This window comes from Rhodococcus sp. NPDC127593, assembly GCF_042671975.1.
Classification (GTDB): Bacteria; Actinomycetota; Actinomycetes; order Mycobacteriales; family Mycobacteriaceae; genus Rhodococcus_F.
The window spans coordinates 1-20812 of the sequence record NZ_JBHXWI010000107.1 but is presented as its reverse complement, the minus strand read 5'-3'; the positions used below and the strand labels follow the sequence as shown (position 1 = coordinate 20812).

The 20812-nt window shown below is 65.9% G+C and carries 22 protein-coding genes and 3 pseudogenes; 9 read left to right on the top strand and 16 right to left on the bottom strand.

Translation table 11 applies throughout. From position 1 onward, the window contains the following. The 4 genes and pseudogenes from ACFVJ3_RS47165 to istA all read left to right on the top strand — a co-directional run. Positions 1–227: pseudogene (locus ACFVJ3_RS47165) on the top strand (hypothetical protein); the annotation flags it as partial. Positions 228–247: 20 nt separating this feature from the next. Continuing rightward, a complete protein-coding gene (locus tag ACFVJ3_RS47160) occupies positions 248–1441 on the top strand; it encodes a site-specific integrase (protein ID WP_105412641.1) in 1194 nt (397 codons plus the stop codon). Continuing rightward, positions 1438–1767 (top strand): helix-turn-helix domain-containing protein, encoded by a 330-nt coding sequence (locus ACFVJ3_RS47155; RefSeq protein WP_378458627.1) that lies wholly within the window; start codon positions 1438–1440, stop codon positions 1765–1767. The genes ACFVJ3_RS47160 and ACFVJ3_RS47155 overlap by 4 nt, the downstream gene beginning before the upstream one ends. 414 nt (positions 1768–2181) lie before the next feature. After that, positions 2182–2961, top strand: a pseudogene (gene istA / locus ACFVJ3_RS47150) (IS21 family transposase); the annotation flags it as partial. Between the two features lie 51 nt (positions 2962–3012). Here the strand turns inward: istA and ACFVJ3_RS47145 are convergent. The 8 genes from ACFVJ3_RS47145 to ACFVJ3_RS47110 all read right to left on the bottom strand — a co-directional run bounded on the left by ACFVJ3_RS47145 (position 3013) and on the right by ACFVJ3_RS47110 (position 9753). Next, positions 3013–4548: a recombinase family protein gene (locus ACFVJ3_RS47145; protein WP_378458626.1), complete on the bottom strand. Its 1536-nt coding sequence runs from the start codon at positions 4546–4548 to the stop codon at positions 3013–3015. A 156-nt stretch (positions 4549–4704) separates the two neighbouring features. Next, positions 4705–5694: a tyrosine-type recombinase/integrase gene (locus tag ACFVJ3_RS47140; protein ID WP_378458625.1), complete on the bottom strand. Its 990-nt coding sequence runs from the start codon at positions 5692–5694 to the stop codon at positions 4705–4707. Next, positions 5691–6629, bottom strand: a complete 939-nt coding sequence (locus ACFVJ3_RS47135; RefSeq protein WP_061041386.1) for a tyrosine-type recombinase/integrase — start codon at positions 6627–6629, stop codon at positions 5691–5693. Before ACFVJ3_RS47135 ends, ACFVJ3_RS47140 begins: the two co-directional genes overlap by 4 nt. Next, on the bottom strand, positions 6626–7843 hold the full coding sequence (locus ACFVJ3_RS47130; RefSeq protein ID WP_378458624.1) for a site-specific integrase: 1218 nt from the start codon (positions 7841–7843) through the stop codon (positions 6626–6628). Before ACFVJ3_RS47130 ends, ACFVJ3_RS47135 begins: the two co-directional genes overlap by 4 nt. Positions 7844–7905: 62 nt before the next feature. Continuing rightward, entirely contained in the window at positions 7906–8463 is a 558-nt protein-coding gene (locus ACFVJ3_RS47125; RefSeq protein WP_378458623.1) for a recombinase family protein, read from the bottom strand. Next, positions 8430–8684: a hypothetical protein gene (locus tag ACFVJ3_RS47120; protein WP_378458622.1), complete on the bottom strand. Its 255-nt coding sequence runs from the start codon at positions 8682–8684 to the stop codon at positions 8430–8432. Before ACFVJ3_RS47120 ends, ACFVJ3_RS47125 begins: the two co-directional genes overlap by 34 nt. Positions 8685–8823: 139 nt before the next feature. Then, a complete protein-coding gene (locus ACFVJ3_RS47115; RefSeq protein WP_378458621.1) occupies positions 8824–9300 on the bottom strand; it encodes a helix-turn-helix domain-containing protein in 477 nt (158 codons plus the stop codon). A gap of 174 nt (positions 9301–9474) precedes the next feature. Then, positions 9475–9753, bottom strand: coding sequence for a DUF5372 family protein (locus tag ACFVJ3_RS47110; protein ID WP_378458620.1), 279 nt, complete (start codon positions 9751–9753; stop codon positions 9475–9477). A gap of 74 nt (positions 9754–9827) precedes the next feature. Between ACFVJ3_RS47110 and ACFVJ3_RS47105 the strand changes: the two genes are divergently transcribed. The 4 genes from ACFVJ3_RS47105 (at position 9828) to ACFVJ3_RS47090 (ending at position 13174) form a co-directional block, all read left to right on the top strand. After that, entirely contained in the window at positions 9828–10577 is a 750-nt protein-coding gene (locus ACFVJ3_RS47105; protein WP_378458619.1) for a hypothetical protein, read from the top strand. Positions 10578–10643: 66 nt separating this feature from the next. Next, complete coding sequence (istB, locus tag ACFVJ3_RS47100) at positions 10644–11408, top strand: IS21-like element helper ATPase IstB (protein WP_378458618.1); 765 nt, start codon at positions 10644–10646, stop codon at positions 11406–11408. A gap of 84 nt (positions 11409–11492) precedes the next feature. After that, positions 11493–12944 (top strand): hypothetical protein, encoded by a 1452-nt coding sequence (locus ACFVJ3_RS47095; protein WP_378458617.1) that lies wholly within the window; start codon positions 11493–11495, stop codon positions 12942–12944. A gap of 71 nt (positions 12945–13015) precedes the next feature. Further along, positions 13016–13174 (top strand): hypothetical protein, encoded by a 159-nt coding sequence (locus ACFVJ3_RS47090; RefSeq protein WP_378458616.1) that lies wholly within the window; start codon positions 13016–13018, stop codon positions 13172–13174. A 116-nt stretch (positions 13175–13290) separates the two neighbouring features. On the opposite strand, the gene ACFVJ3_RS47085 is transcribed toward ACFVJ3_RS47090, so the two are convergent. Next, positions 13291–13425: a hypothetical protein gene (locus ACFVJ3_RS47085; RefSeq protein ID WP_378458629.1), complete on the bottom strand. Its 135-nt coding sequence runs from the start codon at positions 13423–13425 to the stop codon at positions 13291–13293. Here ACFVJ3_RS47085 and ACFVJ3_RS47080 point away from each other — a divergent pair. Beyond that, positions 13375–13866, top strand: a complete 492-nt coding sequence (locus ACFVJ3_RS47080) for a hypothetical protein (RefSeq protein WP_378458628.1) — start codon at positions 13375–13377, stop codon at positions 13864–13866. The genes ACFVJ3_RS47085 and ACFVJ3_RS47080 overlap by 51 nt on opposite strands. A 263-nt stretch (positions 13867–14129) precedes the next feature. Here the strand turns inward: ACFVJ3_RS47080 and ACFVJ3_RS47075 are convergent, their stop codons facing one another. From ACFVJ3_RS47075 to ACFVJ3_RS47045, 7 genes and pseudogenes are all read right to left on the bottom strand, one after another. Further along, on the bottom strand, positions 14130–14714 hold the full coding sequence (locus tag ACFVJ3_RS47075; protein WP_378458615.1) for an ATP/GTP-binding protein: 585 nt from the start codon (positions 14712–14714) through the stop codon (positions 14130–14132). A gap of 62 nt (positions 14715–14776) precedes the next feature. Further along, positions 14777–15178, bottom strand: coding sequence for a roadblock/LC7 domain-containing protein (locus ACFVJ3_RS47070; RefSeq protein ID WP_378458614.1), 402 nt, complete (start codon positions 15176–15178; stop codon positions 14777–14779). Next, the gene (locus tag ACFVJ3_RS47065) at positions 15175–17784 is read right to left on the bottom strand and encodes an ATP-binding protein (RefSeq protein WP_378458613.1); all 2610 of its coding nucleotides are present in this window, start codon (positions 17782–17784) and stop codon (positions 15175–15177) included. The genes ACFVJ3_RS47070 and ACFVJ3_RS47065 overlap by 4 nt, the downstream gene beginning before the upstream one ends. Positions 17785–17889: 105 nt before the next feature. Next, positions 17890–18267, bottom strand: coding sequence for an antibiotic biosynthesis monooxygenase family protein (locus ACFVJ3_RS47060; RefSeq protein ID WP_378458612.1), 378 nt, complete (start codon positions 18265–18267; stop codon positions 17890–17892). A gap of 136 nt (positions 18268–18403) precedes the next feature. Then, positions 18404–18829, bottom strand: coding sequence for a hypothetical protein (locus ACFVJ3_RS47055; RefSeq protein ID WP_378458611.1), 426 nt, complete (start codon positions 18827–18829; stop codon positions 18404–18406). A 121-nt stretch (positions 18830–18950) separates the two neighbouring features. Next, a complete protein-coding gene (locus tag ACFVJ3_RS47050; protein ID WP_378458610.1) occupies positions 18951–19994 on the bottom strand; it encodes a porin PorA family protein in 1044 nt (347 codons plus the stop codon). Positions 19995–20208: 214 nt separating this feature from the next. After that, positions 20209–20812: pseudogene (locus tag ACFVJ3_RS47045) on the bottom strand (indole dioxygenase); the annotation flags it as partial.

Sequence of the window (20812 nt, the reverse complement as noted above, 5' to 3'; positions counted from 1 at the left end):
CCTATGAGCGCCGCAGTGTTGTCGTGACCAGCAACCTGCACCCGTCCGGGTTCGACACGATCATGCCGAAAACGCTCGCGACCGCCGCGGTCGACAGCCGGAGTATGCGCGGGTTCCTTCGGTTCTATTCGGTTGGTATCACCGCATTTCACCAGCTCGGTGGCTGTCGTTGGGACCGTATGGATACCTCCGAGAATCGGCGAGTCTATCCAGGAATCCTGGAGTAACTGGCGTAATCTGTGGAACTATGTCGGATTCCCGGACACGCGTGCTCCCGCCCGTCCTGTCCGCTGCGGCACCGAGAGACGACGAAGTACGCGCGGACCCGATGCTCGAGCCGGGGTTGGCCGATGTCGTCACGCTGGAGCGGCGCAAGACGGCAGCGGTATCCACCGGCGACGAGCAGAGCCTCTTCCTCGACACCGTTGCCGAGTACCAATGGGCCCGTGATACCGCGGGCCTGGCGCCGGCCACCCTGGATGGCTTGACCAAGCCGATTATCGAGATCTGCCGGTACTACGATCTGACGCCGTGGCGTTTGACCCCGCGCCAGGTCGACAAGTACTTCGCGGGCGTGGGCAAGCGGGCCCGGGCGACGGTCCGCCGCAAGATGACCCTGATCGACAACTACTACGCGTTCGTGGAGCAGCGATACGCCGGTGAGATCGCGCGCCGCTACGGGGTCGCTGTCGAGTCGCCGATCGACCCGTTCAACCGCCCAAAGCATCGGGGCGACTTCGGACTTCGAATTCCGCCGTCGCGGCGCGCCACTCGCGAATTCTTCGGCCGTTGGCGGGAATCGCTGCAGGACTCCCGCAAGCCGGTGATCGCTCGGCGCGACTACGTAATGGGCAAGCTCACCTACATCTCCGGGGTTCGTGCCGCGGAGTTGTGCGGGGTGCGGATCGGCGATGTCTACTGGGAATCCGGTCAGTGGGGCCGATTCTTGGTGCACGGCAAGGGGGCTCGCGGCTCGGGGCCTCGGCAACGCGAGGCGTATCTGTTCGAGGAAGGTCGGGCGCTGCTGTGGTGGTATGTGGAAGAAGTCCGAGCGGAATTCTGCGACGACCCGGACAATCCCGAAGCACCGCTGTTCCCGTCAGAGCGGATTCCGCAGGCTGTTACCGCTCTGAACGTGGCGATGCCCGGCATCGCGGTGACACCGTCGACCTTCCGGCGCGCACTCAAGACCGTCGGCCGCCGGTTCCTCACCGGCCCGGTGACCGAACTCCATCCCCACCTGCTCAGACATGCCTGCGCGACCCACAACTACGAGCGGGGAATGTCGCTGTGGGAAGTGCAGAAATTGCTAGGTCATGATCGGCCGACGACCACGGTTTCCTATCTGGCCACCGCGCACGCCGACCCTGAAACCGCCAGCCTTGCCGCAGCAGGGCGGGCGCTGCAACGACTGGTCATGGACAAGGGGAACCTGCGATGAAGTGGAACCTACGGTGGGCAGCGGCCAAACGCGACATCTGGCGGCCCAGCGATCTGTTGACCGCCTTCACCGAGGTCGACTTCACGCCATCGCTGAGTAAGGTCGCCGCCTTGTGGAGCGGTAAACCCACCACTGTCCGGCTCGATGACCTGGACAAAATCTGCGCCGCGCTCGACTGCACGGTCGCAGACCTCCTGGAAGCCGAGCCCCTCGCAGCCACCGACGAGCATGAACAGCATGTCGGCCGGGCCGTCGGGAGAGGGGACGAACTCGCGCGGCCGACGCCCCGGCGAGGCAGAGCACGACGATCGCTGCCACCGAACTGACCCGTGGCACCCGGTGGAAAGAACTGGCCGATCGCGCAGTGCCCAATCTGCTTGGGCTGGGGCGAAAGACGGCAATACACCACCTGCGCCGCCTGCGCGAAGTGGCGACGAGCGTTCCCGGAACGCAAGGCCTGCCGGCGCTGCGGGCATCGCAACCATGTCAACAACGACGGACTCTGCCGCTCCTGCCTGCAAGTCCTGCGTCTCGACGATCCGAGTTGGATGTCAGCGGTCACGAAATTCCCCAGGTTGAGGGGTTTGTCCGTCACGTAATTCCCCACCCGGCCGTCACGTAATTCCCCACCCTGGGGCGTGTCGGCCGGGGCTGGGGTGCTGCTGCAGGTTCGCTCCTGACTGGGCCACCGACACGGGGGCCCGGGAAGGGGCCTGACGGTGGCAAGGAGAACGTGGACGATGATCGATCTGATGGAGTTGTTCCGGCATTGGTATGCCGGAAGGTCTCAGGTGCAGATCTCGACGGCCCTGGGGATCGACCGCAAGACGATCCGGAAATACTTGGCTCCGGCGTTGGCGGCCGGGCTGGCGCCGGGCGAGGGTGGGAAGTTCGACGAGGCGCTCTGGCGGGAGCTGATCTCGGGGTGGTTCCCGGAGGTCGGCGACCCGGGGGCCCGGGCGGTGACGTGGCCGGCGATCGCCGCGCACCACGACTGGATCGAGGGCCAGTTGGGAGCGTCGGTGACGGTCGCGACGATCGCGCAACGCCTGCGTGACGACCACGGTGTCGCGGTGTCGGAGTCGACGGTACGTCGTTATGTGGCAGCGCAATTCGCCGATCAGGTGGCGGAGTCGAAGGTGACGGTGCTCCGGGGCGCGGTCACTCCCGGCGACGAGGCACAGGTGGACTACGGCAAGCTCGGGATGTGGCGGGATCCGGCCACCGACCGGCGGGTGGCGGTGTGGGCGTTTGCGATAATTCTGACCTGTTCGCGGATGCTGTTCGTGCAGCCGGTGCTGCGGATGGACCAGTCCTCGTGGTGCGCCTCGCACGTGGCGGCGTTCGAGTTCTTCGGCGGCACGCCGGCCCGGATCGTGTGCGACAACCTCAAGACCGGGGTGGACCGGCCGGATCTGTACGACCCGAAGATCAACCGCGCCTATGCCGAACTCGCCGCCTACTACGGGCTGCTGATCGACCCCGCTCGCGCCGGAAAACCAAAGGATAAACCTCGGGTTGCATACTGCACCTCTTCCGGTCGGTTCATGCGGGGTTGACGTTCTGGCTGGTCAGGGGCTTTTCGGCGGGCGGCCGATCTTCGGGCGGTCGGGCGGTTCGTCGGTGTCGGTTGGGGTGTAGAGGTACTCGCCCTTGTCGTTATATCGCTGGCCACCGACAATCCCGGCCCGCCGCCAGGCCTTGATGGTGTCGTTGCAGACGCCGTGGGCGGCCGCGGTCTCGGCGAGCGTGAGCATGCCGGCTTCGCGGAGGCGTTGGCGGCGGCTGCGCAGCCGGTGTGCGCGGATGATGTGGTCGACGATGTGCCGGTGGAACGATTCGCCTGTGCTGCTGGTCAGACCACGACGGTTGAGGATGTCGGCGATCTCGCCGGAGGTGTGGTCGTCGAGCAGTTCGTCGACGGCCGCGACGATGTTGGCCGGGGTTTTGCGTTGCTCTCCAATGGGTTTGGGTGTCGGGAGGGTGAGTGTGGTGTGATCTCCGCCGGGGAAGCGGAGGTGTGCGGTGATGGTGTCGCTGGTGCGGGTGAGGGTGACGTCGGTGAGCAGCAGTCGGGCGATGCGCTTGCGTTCACGCTGCGGGGTGTCCGGGTCGTTCCAGATCGCGGGCAGGTCGGTGACCAGTTGATTGATTCGGGCCTTCTGCGCGTCGGTCAGGTGCCCGGTGCCCTCGTGTCGGGCCTTCTCGTAGCTCTCCTGCGCCTGGTTCAGCGCGCGGAGGGCGGTGTTCCAGTCGGCCTCGAGGGTGTCGGCGACCAGGCGGTTGGCGGGGTCGACGGCCAGGTAGCGGCGGCGGGCCAGGTCGGCGAGGTAGTGGGCGCGTTCGACGTGCGCGGCGCGCAGCCGGTCGGCGTCGGCGGCCCGGTGCTCGAGCTCGGCCGAAACCTGCAGGGCCGCTTCGACGGTGAGCGGGGTGAGGGTGTCGATCAGCAATTGCCCGATGGCCCGGTCGAGGTCCTGGCCGGGGATGGTGGCGCAGACCGGTCGGCCGTTCTCGATGCCGTCGCGTTGGCACATGTAGGTCGGCACCTCGGTGCCGCGCCGGTGGTGGTAGCGGACGGTCATCTTCAGCCCGCACCGGCCGCAGACGATGATGCCCTGCAGCAGCGCCGGCCCTTCCCGCGGCGGCCCGCTGCGGCGCTCGAGCCCGTGTGCGGCCGAGTTGGCTTGCAGGCGTGCGAGGTTGGCGTCGTATTGGTCGAGGGTGATGTATCCGGGGTGGGCGCCGGGGATGAAGGAGACCCACTGCTCGCGGGGCAGTTGCGCGGTGACGGTTTTGCCGCCCGGCAGCGTGCGCTGGCTGTGCCGTCCGTAGGTGAAGGCGCCGGCGTAGCGGGGGTTGTGCAGCACCCGCAGCACGGCGTGGTGCGCCAGCGGTTTCCAGTCGACCTCGCCCTTGTGGGGGCCTTTGAGGTGCCGCCAGGGGAACAGCAGCCCGGCGGTGCGGAACGCCTTGACGCACGCGGTCGCCGATCCGGTGGCCTCGAAGGTGGTGAACAGGTGCGCCAGGGCGCCGCGGACCGCGGTGTCGGGGTCGAGGATGACGTGGTGGGCGGCGTCGTAGACCAGGCCGACCGGCAGCGGCATGATCAGCTCGCCGCGGCGGGCCTTGGACAGTTGCCCGCCGCGCAGCCGGGCCTTGATGAAATGCAGTTCGGCTTCTTATGTGGACCACACCGTTATGCCGACCGCTGCGGTGGGCTCGTGGTGGCGAGCGTTCTCGGCTTCGGATGTTCGGCATAATCAGAGTCCGTCGAGGAAGGCCAGCACGGCGTCTGGCGGCCGGTAGCGGCCGGGTGGGGCGTCTTGCGGTGCGGTTCGAGCCAACGCTCGTTCCTTGAGCGTCAGGTCGGCGTGGATGTAGACCTGAACGCTTGCCACCTTCTCATGGCCCAACCACAACGCGATCACCGAGGTATCGACGCCGGCGTTGAGCAACCTCATCGCGGCCGAGTGACGCAGGACGTGGGGCGAAACCTTCTTCTCCCGCAGCGTTGGGCACGACGATGCGGCGGTGGCCGTGTACTTGGCGAGTCGCCGTTCCAGGGCGTCGCGGCTCAGCGGGCCGCCGCGACGGGTGACGAATAGCGGATCGGTGGGCAGGCCACCGCGTTCGGCGAGCCAGGCGTCCAAGACCGTGACGGTGGCTGCGGTGAGCGGGGTGATCCGCTGCTTGCGGCCCTTCCCGAGACAGCCGACGTGCGCCCCGGTGCCCAGGTGCACATCGCCGACGGTCAGGCCCGTGAGCTCGGTGGCGCGCAGCCCGGTCTGGCAGGCCAGCATCAGCAGGGCGTGGTCGCGTCGCCCGGTCCAGGTGCTGCGGTCGGGGGCGGCGAGCAGCGCGGCGATCTCCTCCTCGGTGAGGTAGGTGATCAACGCTCGGTCGAAGCGCTTGGGTGGGATGGCCAGCACCCGCTGGATGACCGCGGCGTCGTCGGGGTGGCGCAGCGCGGCGTAGCGGAACAGCGAATGAATGGCCGCCAGCCGGGCGTTACGGGTCCGAGCGCTGTTGCCGCGATCGGTTTCGAGGTGGCCCAGGAACGCCCCGATCAGCGGCGCGTCCAGATCGGCAATGTCCACATCGGACGGTGATTTACCGGTCCGCTGCTCGACGAAGGTGAGCAGCAGCTTGAACGCGTCCCGGTAGGAGGCGATGGTGTGGCCGCTGGCCTGACGCTGCCGGACCAGCCGGTCGGTGAAAAACGCCTGCAGGGTGGGGGCGAGCGTGCTCACGAGTCACCTCCCAGGTGGGTCTGAAGCCGCTGACCGGCCAACGCCATCAACTCCGGCGCGGCCGACAGGTACCAGAATGTGTGTTGCGGATCGGTGTGGCCCAGATATGTGGACAGGCGCGGCATCAGGGCCGGGATGTCGGCGCCGTCGCGGTACCAGCCCAGCACGGTCGCCACCGCAAACGAGTGCCTCAGGTCGTGGATTCTCGGCCTGCAGGCCGCCGACCGCCGGCCGAGCCCCACTCGTTCGACCAGGCCGGCGAAGACGAGATTGATGTTGCTGTGCAACAGCCGAGTCCCGGCGGTGGAGACAAACAAGGCCGGGCTGGCCGGTCGCGGCAGCAGTCGTCGTCGAAGCTGCACATAGCGCGTCAAGGCTTGTGTCGCGCTGGGGTGCAGCGGGATGAGACGGTGCTTGTCGAACTTGGTGTGGCGCACCACCAGCAGCTCATGCTCGACGTCGAAGTCGTCGTCATCGAGGGCGATCGCTTCCCCGATCCGGATCCCGCTGATCGCGAGCAGGCCGATCAAGCTCTGGTAGGTGGCCCCCCGCAGCCGGGGCTCGAGCGCGCCCGCCGCATGGATGAGCGAACGGATCTCGGCCTCGGAATACAGGTACGGCGTGGCGCGGCACACCCCGGGTCGGATCAGGCCGGCTGGGACAACCTCGACTGAGGGATCCAGGCTGTGCAGGTAGGCGGCGAAGCCGCGCACCACGCCGAGGCGGATCGCCCACCAGTGCACCGACGCCCCGGCGGGTTGTGTCGCCCAGGTCAGTGCGTGCTCGGTGGTGACGGTGTCCAGGCCGCGCTGTTCGAGATAGCCGACGAACTGCCCCAGCAGCCTGCCGGCGTTGGCGAGTTGGAATCCCAACGCCCGGCGCAGGCTCAGGTAGTCGGCCAGCGCGTCGCGCAGCGATGATCGTGGCGTGGTCATGCCGGCTCACCTGGCCAGGGTCGGGCCAGCTGCCGCAGCGCCTCGATGTCGACCTTCGCGTAAATCGCGGTGGTGAGCGGGCGAGTGTGGCGCAGTGCTTGGCCGATCTCGGTCAACGACCCACCGGAGCGCAGCATGGCGGTGGCGACGGAGTGCCGCAGCCGATGGGCGCCGATCACGCCCAGCCCGGCCCGTCTGCCCGCGTAGACCACCACCGTGGTGACAGCGTTCGAGGTCAACGCCCGATAGGGGGCCTGCGCGCGGACGAACACCGCCCGGCCCTGAGCAGTGTCCGGGCGACCGTCCCGCAGATAGCTGACGATCCGTTCGCCGACATCGGCCGGCAGCGGCATACGGTCGTGTCGATTCCCCTTGCCCCGCACGGTGATCTCACCCCGCCGCCAGTCGATGTCGTCCAAGGTCAACGCGGCCACCTCGCCGGCGCGCAGCCCGAGCCGCGCCAACGCGGTGAGGATCGCCAGGTCCCGGCGCCCCGTCGCGGTGTGCTGGTCGCAGGAGGCCAGCAGCGCGGCCACCTGATCGCCGTCCAGCGCCTTGGGCAGGCCGGTCTGTGTCCATCCGGCCACCGGGGGGACCGCCGTGGCCAGTGATCGGTCGATGATGCCCTCCAGGTGCAGGAAGCCGAGCAGGGACCGCAGCGCGGTCACGATCCGCTGCACCGACTTCGGTCGCAGTCGAACCTGTGTCACCACGAACGCGGTCACCTCACCGGCGGCCAGATGCTCCAGATCAAGGCGGCCTTGCCTCGCTTTCATCCGGTCGACCAGGAACGGGCGGACCATCCGTACGTTCAGTTCAATCGTCGCCGCGGCGAGTCCGCGCTCGGTGGTGAGGTAATCCCGATACCGGGCGAGCAGCCGTTCCTCCGGACTCGCCGGGGCCACCGGCGGGGGAGCCGGAAGCACCCCCAGCCGCCGCAGGTAGCCGAGCAGCGGCCGCAGCGCCCGGCCGGTGACGTGCCCGACATAGCCCGCCGCGCGGCGTTCGGCGAAGTAGGCGTCCACCGTCGCCGGGGTCAACCCCGAAGCATCCACACCTTCTCGCGCCAGCCAGCGACTCAGATGCGCCAGCAACCGCACATGTGTCGCCGCCGTCAGCGGCGTGTAGCCCAGCCGCTCCAGCTCAACCCGGAAACCCTCGGCATACGGTGCCAGCGGACCACGCACCCGAGCCCAACACGGAACTGTCGTCATGACCTTCTCCTCTCCAAAATGGGATGGATGGAGAGGAGACGCTGATCAAGTGTCCTCCACTATTATGCCGACCTCATGCCACCACTACCACTGCCATGGAGCACCTTCCGTCGCGTGGTCGGCATAACGGTGTGGTCCACATAAGAAGCCTTATAGCGAATTCGGCATAAGGCTTCCGACATTTGGCCTTTCATGCCGAGCAGGAGGCGGTCGTTGAAGGTGCGGGGATCGTAGAGGCCGTCCTCGTCGCAGATCAGGGTGCCGGTCATCGCGCAGAGTTCGAGCAGTTGGTGCCAGTCGGCGCTGTTGCGGGCCAGGCGGGAGCATTCGAGACCGAGGACGATTCCGGCCCGGCCGAGGGAGACGTCGGCGACCAGTTGCCCGAAGCCTTCGCGGTCGGCGGCCGAGGCGCCGGATTGGCCCTGGTCGATGTCGATGACGGTGATCTGGTCGGCGGCCCAGCCGAGCGCGATGGCCTTGCCGCGCAGGTCGTATTGGCGGATCGCGGACTCGGTGTTGTGCAGGACCTGTTTGAGGCTGGACTGGCGGACGTAGAGCAGTGCCCGGCGCTGCAGGTGAGCGGCGGTCACCTTGGACGGGCCGGTGGTGTCGGTGAACATCGGTGGGCTTCTCCTCGCGGCGGTAGGGATGGGGGCGGCGGATCGGGGCCGGCGCCGGCGAGCGCGACGGCGGCCAGGACGTCGATCAGTTCGGCGGTCAGTGCGCCCGACAGCTCGGCCGGACCGCCCGGCGCCCGGCCGGGGCCGCGGGCCGGGGTGCGGTCGCAGGTCAGCCGGGTCAGGGCCCGCCGCCAGGCGGTGATGCCCCTGCCGACCAGCACGCCGAGCCCGAGCGGGAACGCGCGAGCACGTTCGTGCAGGGCGGCGTGACGGAGCTGTTCGTACCGGGTGTCGAGCGGGCCTGTGTCCCGGTCGGCGTCCGGGGACTGCAGGTCCTCCCTCCGTTCGAAGGCGGGTGAGTCAGCGGCTTTTGGAATGCTCCCGGACGCGGACCACCGCTCGCTCGATGGAGCGGGGGTGCACGCGCACGCCGAACCGCTGCTCGATCGGCTCGACCAGGTCGGCCGGTTTCAGTGCGGGATCGCCGGCGAGCTGCTGCTCGGCCCAGGCCAGGATCTCGCCGGTGAGCTTGTGCCCGGCGCGGGGGCCGGGCTTGGCGGCGACCAGCCCGTCCAGTCCGCCCTCGGCCAGCGCGGCGGCCGCCTGGTAGTAGGTCTGCCGGGAGTACCCGAACGCCGCCGCGGCCGCGGTCACCGATTGGCCGTCCACCAGGACGGCTCGCACCATCTCGTACTTGACCTGCACCGCGTCCCGGGCGTCGAAGAACTCCTCGGTCGCAAACTCCGGGTCGGCCACCCGTTCCGGGTGCGGGTTCAGGCTGCGGGCCTCGCGCAGCGCCGCCGTCTTGGGGTCCTCGGGTGTTGCGCGCCGGGTCATGTCGCCTCCTGAAACATGCGATCGTCAATATAATTATGACGCCGCTGCGCTGAAGAATCTTCGCGACACACCGACTACCATCCATTATCTGCTGCAGCACATACATATTTGCAATTAGAGGCTCGTGTTCGCGTCCGGATCGGATAGTCGGTCGTGGCATAATTCGCTTGACGTTCACGGCGTAATCCGCCTGACTTCTTCGTCACCGTCGCGCTGCGCCCGGAGCCGGTCGATCAGATCCGCCACCGCCAGCAGCCCGTCGGTGGTGAACGCGCAACGTCCGTCGGCGACGACCACGAACGGGTCGACCGGGGCGACGTCGGTCCACCCGGCCGGCAGGGAGAACAGCTCCCCGTTCTCGTCGTGCAGGTGGACCCGGTCCTCGCCCCAGTTCTGCCGGTGCGCGACGAACTCGAAGTCCCGGCCGAAAAGTGGATGGAACCGGTGTGTCACCCGCACACGTCGGTACCGATCGTCGAGATTGGGTGTAGTTGACGACGTCGGCCAAACCCAGGATCGAGCGCCCGATGCCTTATATCCGCGATTCGTACTTCAAGGGCCGCGAATTCACCTCGCTGGCGCAGATGCAGGACGCCGCCCTGGCCTGGTGCACCGATGTCTACGGTCGGCACCGCCACCGCGGCCTCGACGGAGCAGAACCCGCGGCGGTGTTCGACGCCATCGAAAAGCGCAGTCTCACAACACTTCCACCGAGACCATTCGAATCGGTCCGCTATCAGGTCGGCAAGGTCGCCCCGGACATTCATGTCAAGGCCGGTAAGGCTCTGTATTCGGTGCCCTGGCGGTTGATCGGTCAGAAGGTGCTGGTCCGCACCTGTGGGGATGTGGTGCAGATCTTCGCCGGCGAGCAGGTGGTCGCCACCCACGTGCTGCACCTGTCGGGGCGGTCGACGAACCCCGAGCACTACCCGCCGCACAAGATCGCCTACACGCTGCAGACCGTGGTCTGGTGTCGGGCGCAGGCCGAGCAGATCGGTCCCGGCGCGGTCGCGGTCGTCGCCGAGTTGTCGCAGGTCAACACGCTGCACCGGCTGCGGGCGATCCAGGGCATCGTCCGGCTGCGGGACCGCTACGACGACGCCCGCCTGGACGCGGCCTGCGCCCGCGCCCTCGAGGTCGGTGACCCCAGCTACCGCACCGTCAAGGGCATCCTCGCCGCCGGCACCGAACACGACGGAGAGCCCGCACCGGCCCCCGCGCCGGCGCCGGCGTTCCTGCGCGGACCCGATGCCTTCGACACCGAACGCACCGCCTGAAGTGTTGAACGCTGCCACTGACACATGCTGCACACCAATTACTTTCATCACACCCTAGGAATCGTCATGACCATTCACGACCCCAGCCTGCGGGCTGCGCTGAAGACATTGAAGCTGACCGGGATGCTCGACACCCTCGACGCCCGACTCGCCCAGACCCGGGACGGGCAGCTCGGACACCTCGAATTCCTGCAAGTGCTGTGTGAGGACGAGATCGCCCGCCGCGAGACCGCGGCGCTGGCCCGCCGGCTGCGGCGGGCGAGGTTCGAACAACAGGCCACCTTCGAGGACTTCGATTTCACCGCGAACCCGAAACTCCCGGCGGCGATGCTGCGGGACCTGGCCGCGCTGCGCTGGCTCGACGCCGGCGAGTCGGTCATTCTCTACGGACCCGTTGGAGTAGGCAAAACCCATGTGGCACAAGCACTAGGGCATCATGTCGCGCGCCGTGGTGGGGACGTGCGGTTCGTCAAGTGCTCCCGCATGCTTGCCGATCTCGCCGGTGGCCATGCCGATCGCACCATCGGTCAGCGGATGCGGGAATACACCCGGCCACTGGTGTTGATTATCGATGATTTTGCGATGCGCGAGCACACCACCACCCAGTCCGACGACCTCTACGATCTGGTTTCCGATCGTGCGATCGCCGGCAAACCCTTGATTCTGACGAGCAACCGCGCCCCGAAGGACTGGTATCCGCTGTTCCCGAACCCGGTCGTCGCCGAGTCCCTCCTCGACCGGCTGATCAACACCAGCCATCAAACCCTGATGGACGGACCGTCCTACCGACCCCGCAAACGACCCGGACACCGCACCGCCAGCGCAACTTGATCCGCACCCCATCCGCGCGGGTTACCCTCGACTCAGCACGCCCGAGCATGGGGAATTACGTGACGGAGACCCCTGGGGAATTACGTGACGGTCGACAGTTGGATACTCGACCCCACACCCGGGCGGCCGGTGCAACTCGCCCTGATCCTTCCAGGTCTGCGTTTCCCCAGGGCTAGTCCGCTGGTCCTGGCCGCGAAGTGGGAGAACCCAAGTGCAGCAAAGGGAAAGACTCTCGGCGACACGGTGCCGTCCCCGAAACAATGGCGGAGGCTTATGCCGCGCACCCCCATCCCAGCGGTATCACCTGACCTGGTCGACCCCACGCAAGCCGTGCTGTTCGATGCCCGTCGCAACTGGCGATGCTTCGCCGTCGGCTCCTCGCAGACGGTCCCCACGCTCACGCCGGCCGCCGAAGCGCTGCTCGAGGACTTCGAGCGACACGCACGCAAACACGGGTGGAACGCGAGTCCCCGGAACAGCGCAGCCATGACCCTGCGGATCCTGCTGGGCTGGCTCGGCGCCGAGGCCCCCATCCACGAAGCCGACATCCGCGCGGTCGCCGATCACCGGCGCAATGCCGGCATCCGACGAGTCCTGCAGTTCCTCGACGGTCACGGCATGGTCATCCCCGACCCCGCCCGTCGGGGCGAGGCGCCCGAGCGAGCGGTCGAGCAGCGCATCGCCGCCCTTCCCGACACCATCGCCGAGGAGATGCGCTGCTGGGTTCGAGTTCTTCGGGGTGAAGGACACCGGCCGCATCCACAGTTTCCGTTCGCCACCATCCGCTCCTACCTCAACTGTCTGCGCCCGGAACTGGCCGCCTGGACCGAGCACGTGACCAGCCTGCGGGAGATCACCCGCGACGACATCGAGGCCAGTCTGCGCCGGCAACCGCCGGTCACGGCCCGCAATCTGCTCTCGGCCCTCCATAGTCTGTTCCGCGCCCTCAAACAGGAACGAGTCATCTTCCGGGACCCGACGCGCGGCATGTCCCTACCCACGATGCGTCGCCTACCGGCCCCCATCCCCACCGACCGCCTCCACGGGCTGATCGACCGGGCCGAAGGACCGATGGCCAAGTTGGTCGTCGCCCTGATCGCCATCCACGGCCTGCACATACAGGAGACCACCCACGTGTTGCTGGAGGATCTCGACCTCCCCACCGGCCGACTCCTCGTTCGACGAGACACCCACCACCACACCGTCTACCTCGACGAGCTGACCCATGCCCTCGCTGATAACTGGCTCCATGAGCGGCGCCGTCTCTGGAGCCGAACCTCCAACCCACACCTGCTCGTCAGCCAAGTGACCTCGGCCGACACGACGCTCCCGCCCGTCTCCCACCACGTCACAGACACCATCTTCGTGCGGCTCGGACTCACCGCATCCCAGCTACGCCGTGACCGCATTCTCGATGAGGCGGCGCACACCGCCGATCCGGTCCACCTCATGCGCGTTTTCGGCATCAGCGCCAAGACTTCCATGACCTACGTCCAGGCCGCACACCCAGAACGCCGCTCGACCGGACCTCGATGACAGCCCGGGACTCCACACAACCGGTTGACCATCGGCCAGAGTCCGCGAACTCGCCCCATACCGGCCGAAAAATGCTTGAGCACACGCGGGTTCCGCGATTTCAACCGGCGAGAATCGGCGAACCCGCGCGCTTTCGACTGCTCCACCATGCGCATGTCGTGATCACCGAAGGCACCTCGCTGCGGTTGCAGGACGCCACCGCCGGACGCGGGGTGATGCCGTTGACCTGAGCCGAACGCGGGAGATCAGCTGACCGCCGACAGGGAGATCAGCTGTCCGCGCACAGGGACACCACCTGTCCGCCTACAGGGACGTCCACATGTCCCTTGACAACGAGGTGGATCTGTCAACGAGTCCCGGTGACGATCTTTCCTACAGTTCGCGGCTCGCCGCAGCACTTCTCGGAGACCTTCTCTATGAGCAGGGGCAGCTGGAAGAAGCCGAACGCCGCCTCGACCAGAGTTCCACGCTGGGAACTCAAGGCGGAACGGTCGACTTCATGGTCGCTACTTACGCTGTCGGAGCGCAGCTCAAGTTTCGGCTTGGCCGGCATGCGGAGGCGGAGGCGCGTCTACAGGAGGGGGAACGACTTTCAGTCGTACTGAATTTGCCGCGACTCGAGGCGCACATCACCATGTGCGGATTCGCACTGGCCTCGGATCCGCGCATCTCTCTCGTCCCGAATTCCTCCAGGTTCACCGCGCGGAATCGGGCGGGCATCAGCCGCGTCAGCACCGAGATCATGGAAGAGTCGCGCATTCGGCTTCTTTTGGCAGAGGGCACCGACCGGTCGGCAAAGCAGGCCCGTTCTCGTGCTCGGAATTTCGCCGAATCGATCGATGCCCCACGGAGGCCGAGAGCTTTCATGCACGACTGCTGTTGGCCGAGTGCCGGGCGGTACAGCGGCCGAGTCGCGAGGTAGAATTCATGCTGTTCCCGCTGCTCGAGCGGTGCGCGCGGTCTGGGCTCCTTCTGCCGATCCTCGATGCGGGCCCAGCCTTGTGCACACTCGTGCAGCACATCAGCGAGACTCACGAGATGACTCCTACGATCTCAGATTTCCTCGACCGCCTTTTGAGCCTCCGACACCCTTCGGAACCGTCGACCAACTCGTGAACTAATGTCTTCGGGTGCGCTCGTGCGACGCGGTGGACGTCGGTAGGTGCCAGAGGTGAACCGAGTACATCACTCGGGTGTCGTACGGTGCAATCCCGATAACGCGGTGCTAGGTGCGTTCAGCGAACTGAGGGCGTGTTCAGTGATGTCGAGGAGTGCAGCTTTGACAGAAGCGCGGTCGCGGGCGTCCAGTGAGATGATCGGGACGTCTTCGGCGATGGCCAGGGCTTCACGAAGCTCCGCTGCGCTGTATCTCGGCGCGTTGTCGAACTCATTGATCGCGACCACGAAAGGCATGTTGCGCGCTTCGAAATAGTCGACAGCGGCGAAGCTTTCGGCAAGCCTACGGGTGTCGACGAGGATGATGGCTCCGATCGCTCCGCGGACTTGGTCGTCCCACATGAACCAGAACCGATGTTGTCCTGGAGTCCCGAACAGGTAGAGGGTCAGGTCGTCGGCCAGTGTGAGACGGCCGAAGTCCATTGCGACCGTTGTCGTGTACTTCAGTGGGGTCGGTGTGAGTGTGTCGACTCCAGCACTGGCCTCGGTGACAAGCGCTTCCGTTCGTAGTGGAACTATCTCCGAGACCGTGCCGACAAGGGTTGTCTTGCCGACCCCGAATCCACCGGCGATGACCAGTTTCGCCGAAGTCATCCGGGAGGGGCTACCGGGTGACAATCGCGCTCCCGCGGTGGCCGCGCCGAGATGCACACCCTTCACTCGGGTGTCGCCGACGGCCGGGGAAGCGCTTGAATTTCTGATCCGACGCGCTCGACCAGGACAGCCATCTCATAACCGACCTGTCCGAGGTCGCAATCCGCGGTGGTCAGAGCGGCTAGTTGGGCGCCGTGACCGACGCTCATCAACAGTAGATAGCCGTGCTGCATCTCGACGACCGATTGCAGCACTCGGCCTCCGTCGAACAGGGTGGAAACACCGGTGGACAGGCTGGCGAGACCGGCCGTCACGGCTGCTAGTTGCTCGGCGCGATCGATGGGAAGACGAGCGCTGGCGGCCATCAGAAGGCCGTCTGCGGAGACGAGAACGGCATGGGTTACACGCGGTACGTCTTTGGCGAAGTTCGAAACCAACCAGTCCAGGGTGCCCCGGCTTGTCATGAGAGTCCCATCTGCGGTTTGAGTGCTGGGCTGAAGGCGCCATGGCGTCCAGTCCTGCCCGCCTGGACGCCGGACTGGTGGCGGGCGAGCTTCTCGCGAACGGCGGCGGGTGTACGGAGTGGGGACGGGTTTGGCTCAACGACATCGACGCTGCCGGGCACGAGTCGTCGCCCGGGAATCCGCTGAGGCAAACCGGTGGGTGTGATGTCGGAGGAGGATTCGACGGCGCGTTGAGCTGCGGACCACCCCTCGTCTGCGCTCGACCCCCACTCGAAACTGTCGTGGGTTGTGGGGTCGGTCAGCCATGCAGGCGCGATACTGGCAAAGATCGGCGGTGGTGCGATCGGGCTCGCGGAATTGTCCTCGTCGAAGACGCGAGACTCGAAGAACGCGGTTGTCCGTGTAGGACGGAGCCGGTGTCGCGGGATGGCTTCCTGTCCTTCGGTGTTACCCACCGGGGCGGTGCCGGTTGATGGCGTGCGGCGTGCGCCTATCGATGCGCCTGGCGTGCGGTGCGGGAGTCGGGGATGATCCGAGTCGTCACTGCTTCTTGTCCGACGGCTGTCCGCCGGCGCTATCGTCGCGGGTTCGTTCGGACTCGTCTTGTGCGCGTCCGGTGTGGTCCATGGGGCGTCTGCAGGTACCGCATGCTGAGCGTCTAGGCCGCGCACTCTACGAGTGACGGGCGCTGCGGCGACAACGTTGCCATTTTGTTCGGCTACCTTGACGAGCAGGGCTCGGGGAATGGTCACGGCGGCGGTGATTCCCGCATTCCGGGACATCTCCAAGGTTGAGCGGAGGGCGACGGTCATCGCATGCCGGGCAGCGAGCGTGCCGACGACGAACAGACCCATTCGTCGGGCGGTGTCTGCGCTGACCGCGAAGGTGTCAGCGAGCCGATCGTTGACGGCGCCGAGGTCGGCGGGCGACATCCCGATTCCGTGGTCGGCGACCTCGATCAGCAGACCACCTTCAGTTGTACGGATGCACTGGATCGTGACAGCGGTGTCTGGTGAGGAGAATTGCAGAGCGTTGTCGACCAACTCGGCGAGGATCCGTACGAGGTCGGCGCCGGCGGCCCCGTTCAGTGCGACGTCAGGGATGGTCCGCACCTGTACACGCCGGTAGTCCTCGACTTCGGAGACTGCCGCGCGGACCGCGTCGGTCACCTGCAACAGGGGTTGACGGGTGCGCCGGTCACGGTTTCCGGCAAGGATCAAGAGATTTTCCCCGTGTCGTCGCATTCGGGTCGCGAGGTGATCGAGGCGGAATAGATTGTCGAGTCGCGCGGCGTCTCGTTCTTCGAACTCGAGTTGCTCGATTAGTTCCAGTTGTGAGTCGATCAGTGAGCGACTCCGCCGTGCCAGGGTTTCGAAGACACGTGTCATTTGCAACCGCAGATGCGCTTGCTCTCCGGCCAATCGCAAGGCCTGACTGTGGATGCCGTCGATCGCGCGGGCGACCTGTCCGATTTCTTCTGTGGTGTGCACGTCGATCGGTTCGATGTCGGGTGCGCCGACGTTGCTCTCGGTTTTCAGTCGCGCGACTGCATCGGGCAGGCGGGTGTGCGCAACCTCGATCGCCCCCCGGCGTAAACGACGCAGAGGGGCCAACAGCGATCGAGCGACCAGGACGGCCAGCACGACGGCGGTGAGTAACAGTCCCATTACCACCGCGGTGTCGCGCCAGGCGCCGATGCGTTGGTTGTTCGATTTGGTCGTGACGGCGTCGCTGAGCGCGGCGGACGCGGCAGAGACAGCCGCCTCGTACTGATCAATGCTGGTGAACAGGGACAGCTTGAGTTCGTCCAGGACTTGATGGGCGTTTCCGGTTGAGTCGAGGCGCGCCAGTAGTTCGATGCGATCAGCGACCAGTTGTTGCAGCGCTGCGACAGCCTCTCCGTCGGTGAATGGGAGTTGGGCGGCCTGCTGAAGGAGGACGCCTTCAGTTTGCAGGTGGGCTCGTAGCTCCCCTGCTTTGGCTGCGAGCTCCTTGTCCGACTCGTTCTCGTGCATCGGTGTTGCGGCGACCACGGCCAACCCCTCCGGAGAAAGCATCTTCTGTGCGGACCACAGTCCCTCCAAGCCCCTGGCATAGGCGGCGACATCGTGATCGACGATCGGCTCCAGGATCGCGCGTACGGACGCCCCCAGTGCGTTGCGGATGGCATCGAGTTGTTCGGTGAGTGTCTCCATACCAGTCGGGCCACGCCTTGCCTGGGCGCTCAGCGCCTGCGCACTGGCCAGCGCATCGGCAACGGTGCGCGCAGCATCGTCGGTGAGGGCCTTCGGGGGATCCAGCGATTCGACACTACGGATGGTGGCATCCAGGCTGTCGATCAGGTCCGGGGTGACGGTGCGTTGTGCCAGAGTGCCTGTCACGACGGCCACGTCGGAATCAAGTTCGATGAGCAGTGGAACCACGCGTATCCGGTCGGCGGCGACGGCGAAGTCGGCAGCCTCACGAAGTCGGTCCTGGACGCGCAGCCCGCCGAGGGATGCCGCTACCACAAACGGAACGATCAGGACTACGGCCATCTTCCAGCGCAGCGGCCACGAAGAAATCGACACGACCGCAGCACGCGGTGGCAAGCCGGTAGCGATCACGACTCTCCTTGATGATTATCCGACCTACTGGTGTGGTTCGAGTCGAACTGCTCGCGGACCTGTCGGAACCGCCACTACTCGTCGTTTCGTCGGGATTTCCTGTGGTCAGGCCGGGGTTTTGCTGGCCTGTCGAGCGCGCACTTGACTCGCGATTCCGGCCGCGGTGACCTGCACGAAGTTCCGCACTCGTATTGCGATACCAGGACTTTCGAAATGGGCAACCTGGGGAGTAACAACGAAGAATTCGGCCAGTGCGTCCACGACTATCTGCGCATCCGGGGACGAACCGAACTCCGCATGCTGCTCCACGGAATCCCAGCCGACGCGCATGAGGTAAAGACCGTCGGTGTCTACGCTGCGAACGAGTTCCGCGGTCTTGCCGCCGTTGGCGGCAACGAGGTGCTTCTTCACACCGGCGAATGCTCGCTCGAAGTCGGATTGGCGATCGACTGCCACAGTGACATGGGCGTGCTCGAAGATCATGTTGTAACTCTTTCTCGCTCTGTTCAGTATCTGAAGCGTCATATCTGTTGTGCTTGCCTGCCGTGCGGAGGAAAGGTCAGGTCTCAGTAGCTGAGAGCTCGACGTGTCCCACATGATGTCCGCACGTCGACCGGGTCTACTTGGGGAGCGAGCTGCGGTTCCGGATACCGTCCGTGCAGAGTTCGGCGCCGATTCCGAGTAGCCATACGTCCTTGGCGATCGCGGTTCCATCGGGAGTGGGTCGAATTCCGTTGCGCATACCGGGTGTTCGAACGTACAGGCCGAGGAGGCCTGCGGCGAAGCCGGTGAGCGCCGCACCGGCGACCGCGGCGGGGACAACAGGGGTGAGCAGGGCCGCGCCGAGGGCGATCTCGGCTCCGGCGAGCAGCTTGAGGAACTTGGGTGCCTCGATGCTGGTGAGAACCGGGTAGGTCCCGGCGGCTAATCCGTGCACGCCTGCAGCCATCTCCTTGTTCCCGGACCATTTGCCGAGACCGGAGCTCAGGATGAACGCGCCCGTTACGATTCGGGTCGGCAGGTGGGAGGTATCGATACGAGGCATGTCTTCGGGTGCTTTCGGTTGGCTGGTGTGTGTGGTATCTGACGCATCTGGCGGCTGGTGGGTTCGCCGGATTACCTGCGGTCAACCGCCTGGTGATCGTGTGGAGCGGCGGTGTCGCCCGTCAACGGACGCCGAGGGTCTCGGGATCACGGTGGGGAGTTGATTTCGTTGGCGGACGCTTGCGGAGCCGAAGCAGCCCGGCGACGATGAGGATCAGACCGAGCAGTGCCGACCCGAGTGGGACGACAACTCCCATCAGCGTGAGCAGCTTGCCTACCGTCGACGCGGTGGCGGCCGCGTCAGCGACAGACTGATCGGTGAGTTGTGTATCGAGGGCAAGAACCGGCATGACGCTGACGTTTTCACCACCGATTTCGACGTTTGCGATCACCTGCAGGTTCAGTGAGCCGTCGGCAGGCGTTCCGAGGGTCTTGTCGGTGGAAAGCGCCAGCTTGCTGACGGCGGTGTAATTGAACGGCACCGGATCGGGAAGCGAACCGGACGCGGCGCCCAGCTTCGCTTGCAGATCAGCTGGCAGAAGCGGCGCGAGTGAGGCGAGCTGAGCCTTCGGCATGGCGGGCGGCAGCCCGTTGAGAATATTGGGATCAGCCAGTGGGCCAGCTGCTTCGACGGTGTAGTTGAGCACGTCTCGACCCGATACGGAGCCCTCACCGGCAAAAGTCATCGGTGCTGTCGTCCTGGTCGCGAAGTCGTATAGCGCATAGCTTGCGTCCGGATTCGGATTCATCGGCCATCCCACCGTGAGACCTGCGTGCGGCTCCACTTCGACCCCGTCCGGGGCTGGTGCGCTGTCCATGGTCGTGCGGTCAATCGCGTAGGTGTGGTTGGAGGGCATGGATACTCCTCCGGGCGCTTCAACAGTCAGGTCATCGTGTGTAATGGCAGTGTTCCCGTCCACACTCGAGACGTAGACGTGTCGGTCGACGGCGACCGGGACATTGGTAGCCACCACGTTGGCAAGATCGCCGGCCTGCAGAGCCGTAGGATTGAGCATCGTCCCCGTGCCCTCGTAACGAAGATTGACATCGAGGTCATCAGGCATCTTCGAGGCTGCCGGCACTAGGAAGAATCTCAACGTCACCGCGAGCAGGACGAACAGAACACCAACTGTAAAAGATAGTTTCGTTGATCGGGGTACTGACATGGAAATCATTCCTAGTGAGAGATTTGCCTGACTTTGCCGGCGAGTGGTGCCGTGGTGTTGTCGGGCCGGAGCTTTCGGTTCCGTGAGGGTCCGCGGTGTCCTCGGTCTGGAGCCGCAATCAAATCGACTTTCGGTTACGTACTCGTGTGGCGATGCGGATCGGCTCGGTGCGGGTCGGCCAAGACCCGAGCGGGCGGGTCTTGGCCGGACCTGTCTAGATGAAGGGGACGTCGGGTTCGTTACCGGCGAGGATCCGCCCATACAACTCAGCGTTGGTCGAGTGCAGCAGGAACGAGTGCACCGACATGGTCCGGATGTCCCGCAGGATCGAACCGAGCTTGTCCGAACCCCGCAGCGCATTGGCACCGGAACCGTGCTCGACGATCTCGCAGGCCTCCCGCGTGAGCTTGATCGCCCAAGCGATATCCGCCCGGCACCGCACCCGCTCGGCGATCTCCCACGCCGCCCCGGACGCGGCATGCTCATCGACCGCACCGGTAATCCGGTCCGCATGAAACTTCGCCTGATCAAGCTTCATCCGCGCCTCAGCGAGCTGGAAATACGTGATCGGGGCATCCGCCTGCCGGGCATAATTGGTGTAGGTGATACCCCGGGACCCCACACGCTCCTCGAACGCACGCAACGCCGCACGCCCCAGCCCGATCGCCGGCCCCACCGACATCGCGCACATGAACGGCACGAACGGCTGGTTGTAGTAGCTGTCACCGGCCAGCGACGCCGTCCGGTAGTTGCCGGTCACAATGTCCATGAACGGAATCGCCCGATGCTCGGGCACGAACACCTCATCGAGCACGACT

Coding starts and splice junctions, on each gene's coding strand:
- ACFVJ3_RS47160 (WP_105412641.1), top strand. CDS start 248: ATGTCGGATTCCCGGACACGCGTGCTCCCGCCCGTCCTGTCCGCTGCG.
- ACFVJ3_RS47155 (WP_378458627.1), top strand. CDS start 1,438: ATGAAGTGGAACCTACGGTGGGCAGCGGCCAAACGCGACATCTGGCGG.
- ACFVJ3_RS47145 (WP_378458626.1), bottom strand. CDS start 4,548: ATGCCGCTGCCGGTCGGCCTGGTCTACGACGCCGCCCACCACGTCATC.
- ACFVJ3_RS47135 (WP_061041386.1), bottom strand. CDS start 6,629: ATGACCACGCCACGATCATCGCTGCGCGACGCGCTGGCCGACTACCTG.
- ACFVJ3_RS47130 (WP_378458624.1), bottom strand. CDS start 7,843: ATGACGACAGTTCCGTGTTGGGCTCGGGTGCGTGGTCCGCTGGCACCG.
- ACFVJ3_RS47125 (WP_378458623.1), bottom strand. CDS start 8,463: ATGTTCACCGACACCACCGGCCCGTCCAAGGTGACCGCCGCTCACCTG.
- ACFVJ3_RS47115 (WP_378458621.1), bottom strand. CDS start 9,300: ATGACCCGGCGCGCAACACCCGAGGACCCCAAGACGGCGGCGCTGCGC.
- ACFVJ3_RS47105 (WP_378458619.1), top strand. CDS start 9,828: ATGCCTTATATCCGCGATTCGTACTTCAAGGGCCGCGAATTCACCTCG.
- istB (WP_378458618.1), top strand. CDS start 10,644: ATGACCATTCACGACCCCAGCCTGCGGGCTGCGCTGAAGACATTGAAG.
- ACFVJ3_RS47090 (WP_378458616.1), top strand. CDS start 13,016: ATGCTTGAGCACACGCGGGTTCCGCGATTTCAACCGGCGAGAATCGGC.
- ACFVJ3_RS47075 (WP_378458615.1), bottom strand. CDS start 14,714: ATGACTTCGGCGAAACTGGTCATCGCCGGTGGATTCGGGGTCGGCAAG.
- ACFVJ3_RS47070 (WP_378458614.1), bottom strand. CDS start 15,178: ATGACAAGCCGGGGCACCCTGGACTGGTTGGTTTCGAACTTCGCCAAA.
- ACFVJ3_RS47060 (WP_378458612.1), bottom strand. CDS start 18,267: ATGATCTTCGAGCACGCCCATGTCACTGTGGCAGTCGATCGCCAATCC.
- ACFVJ3_RS47055 (WP_378458611.1), bottom strand. CDS start 18,829: ATGCCTCGTATCGATACCTCCCACCTGCCGACCCGAATCGTAACGGGC.
- ACFVJ3_RS47050 (WP_378458610.1), bottom strand. CDS start 19,994: ATGTCAGTACCCCGATCAACGAAACTATCTTTTACAGTTGGTGTTCTG.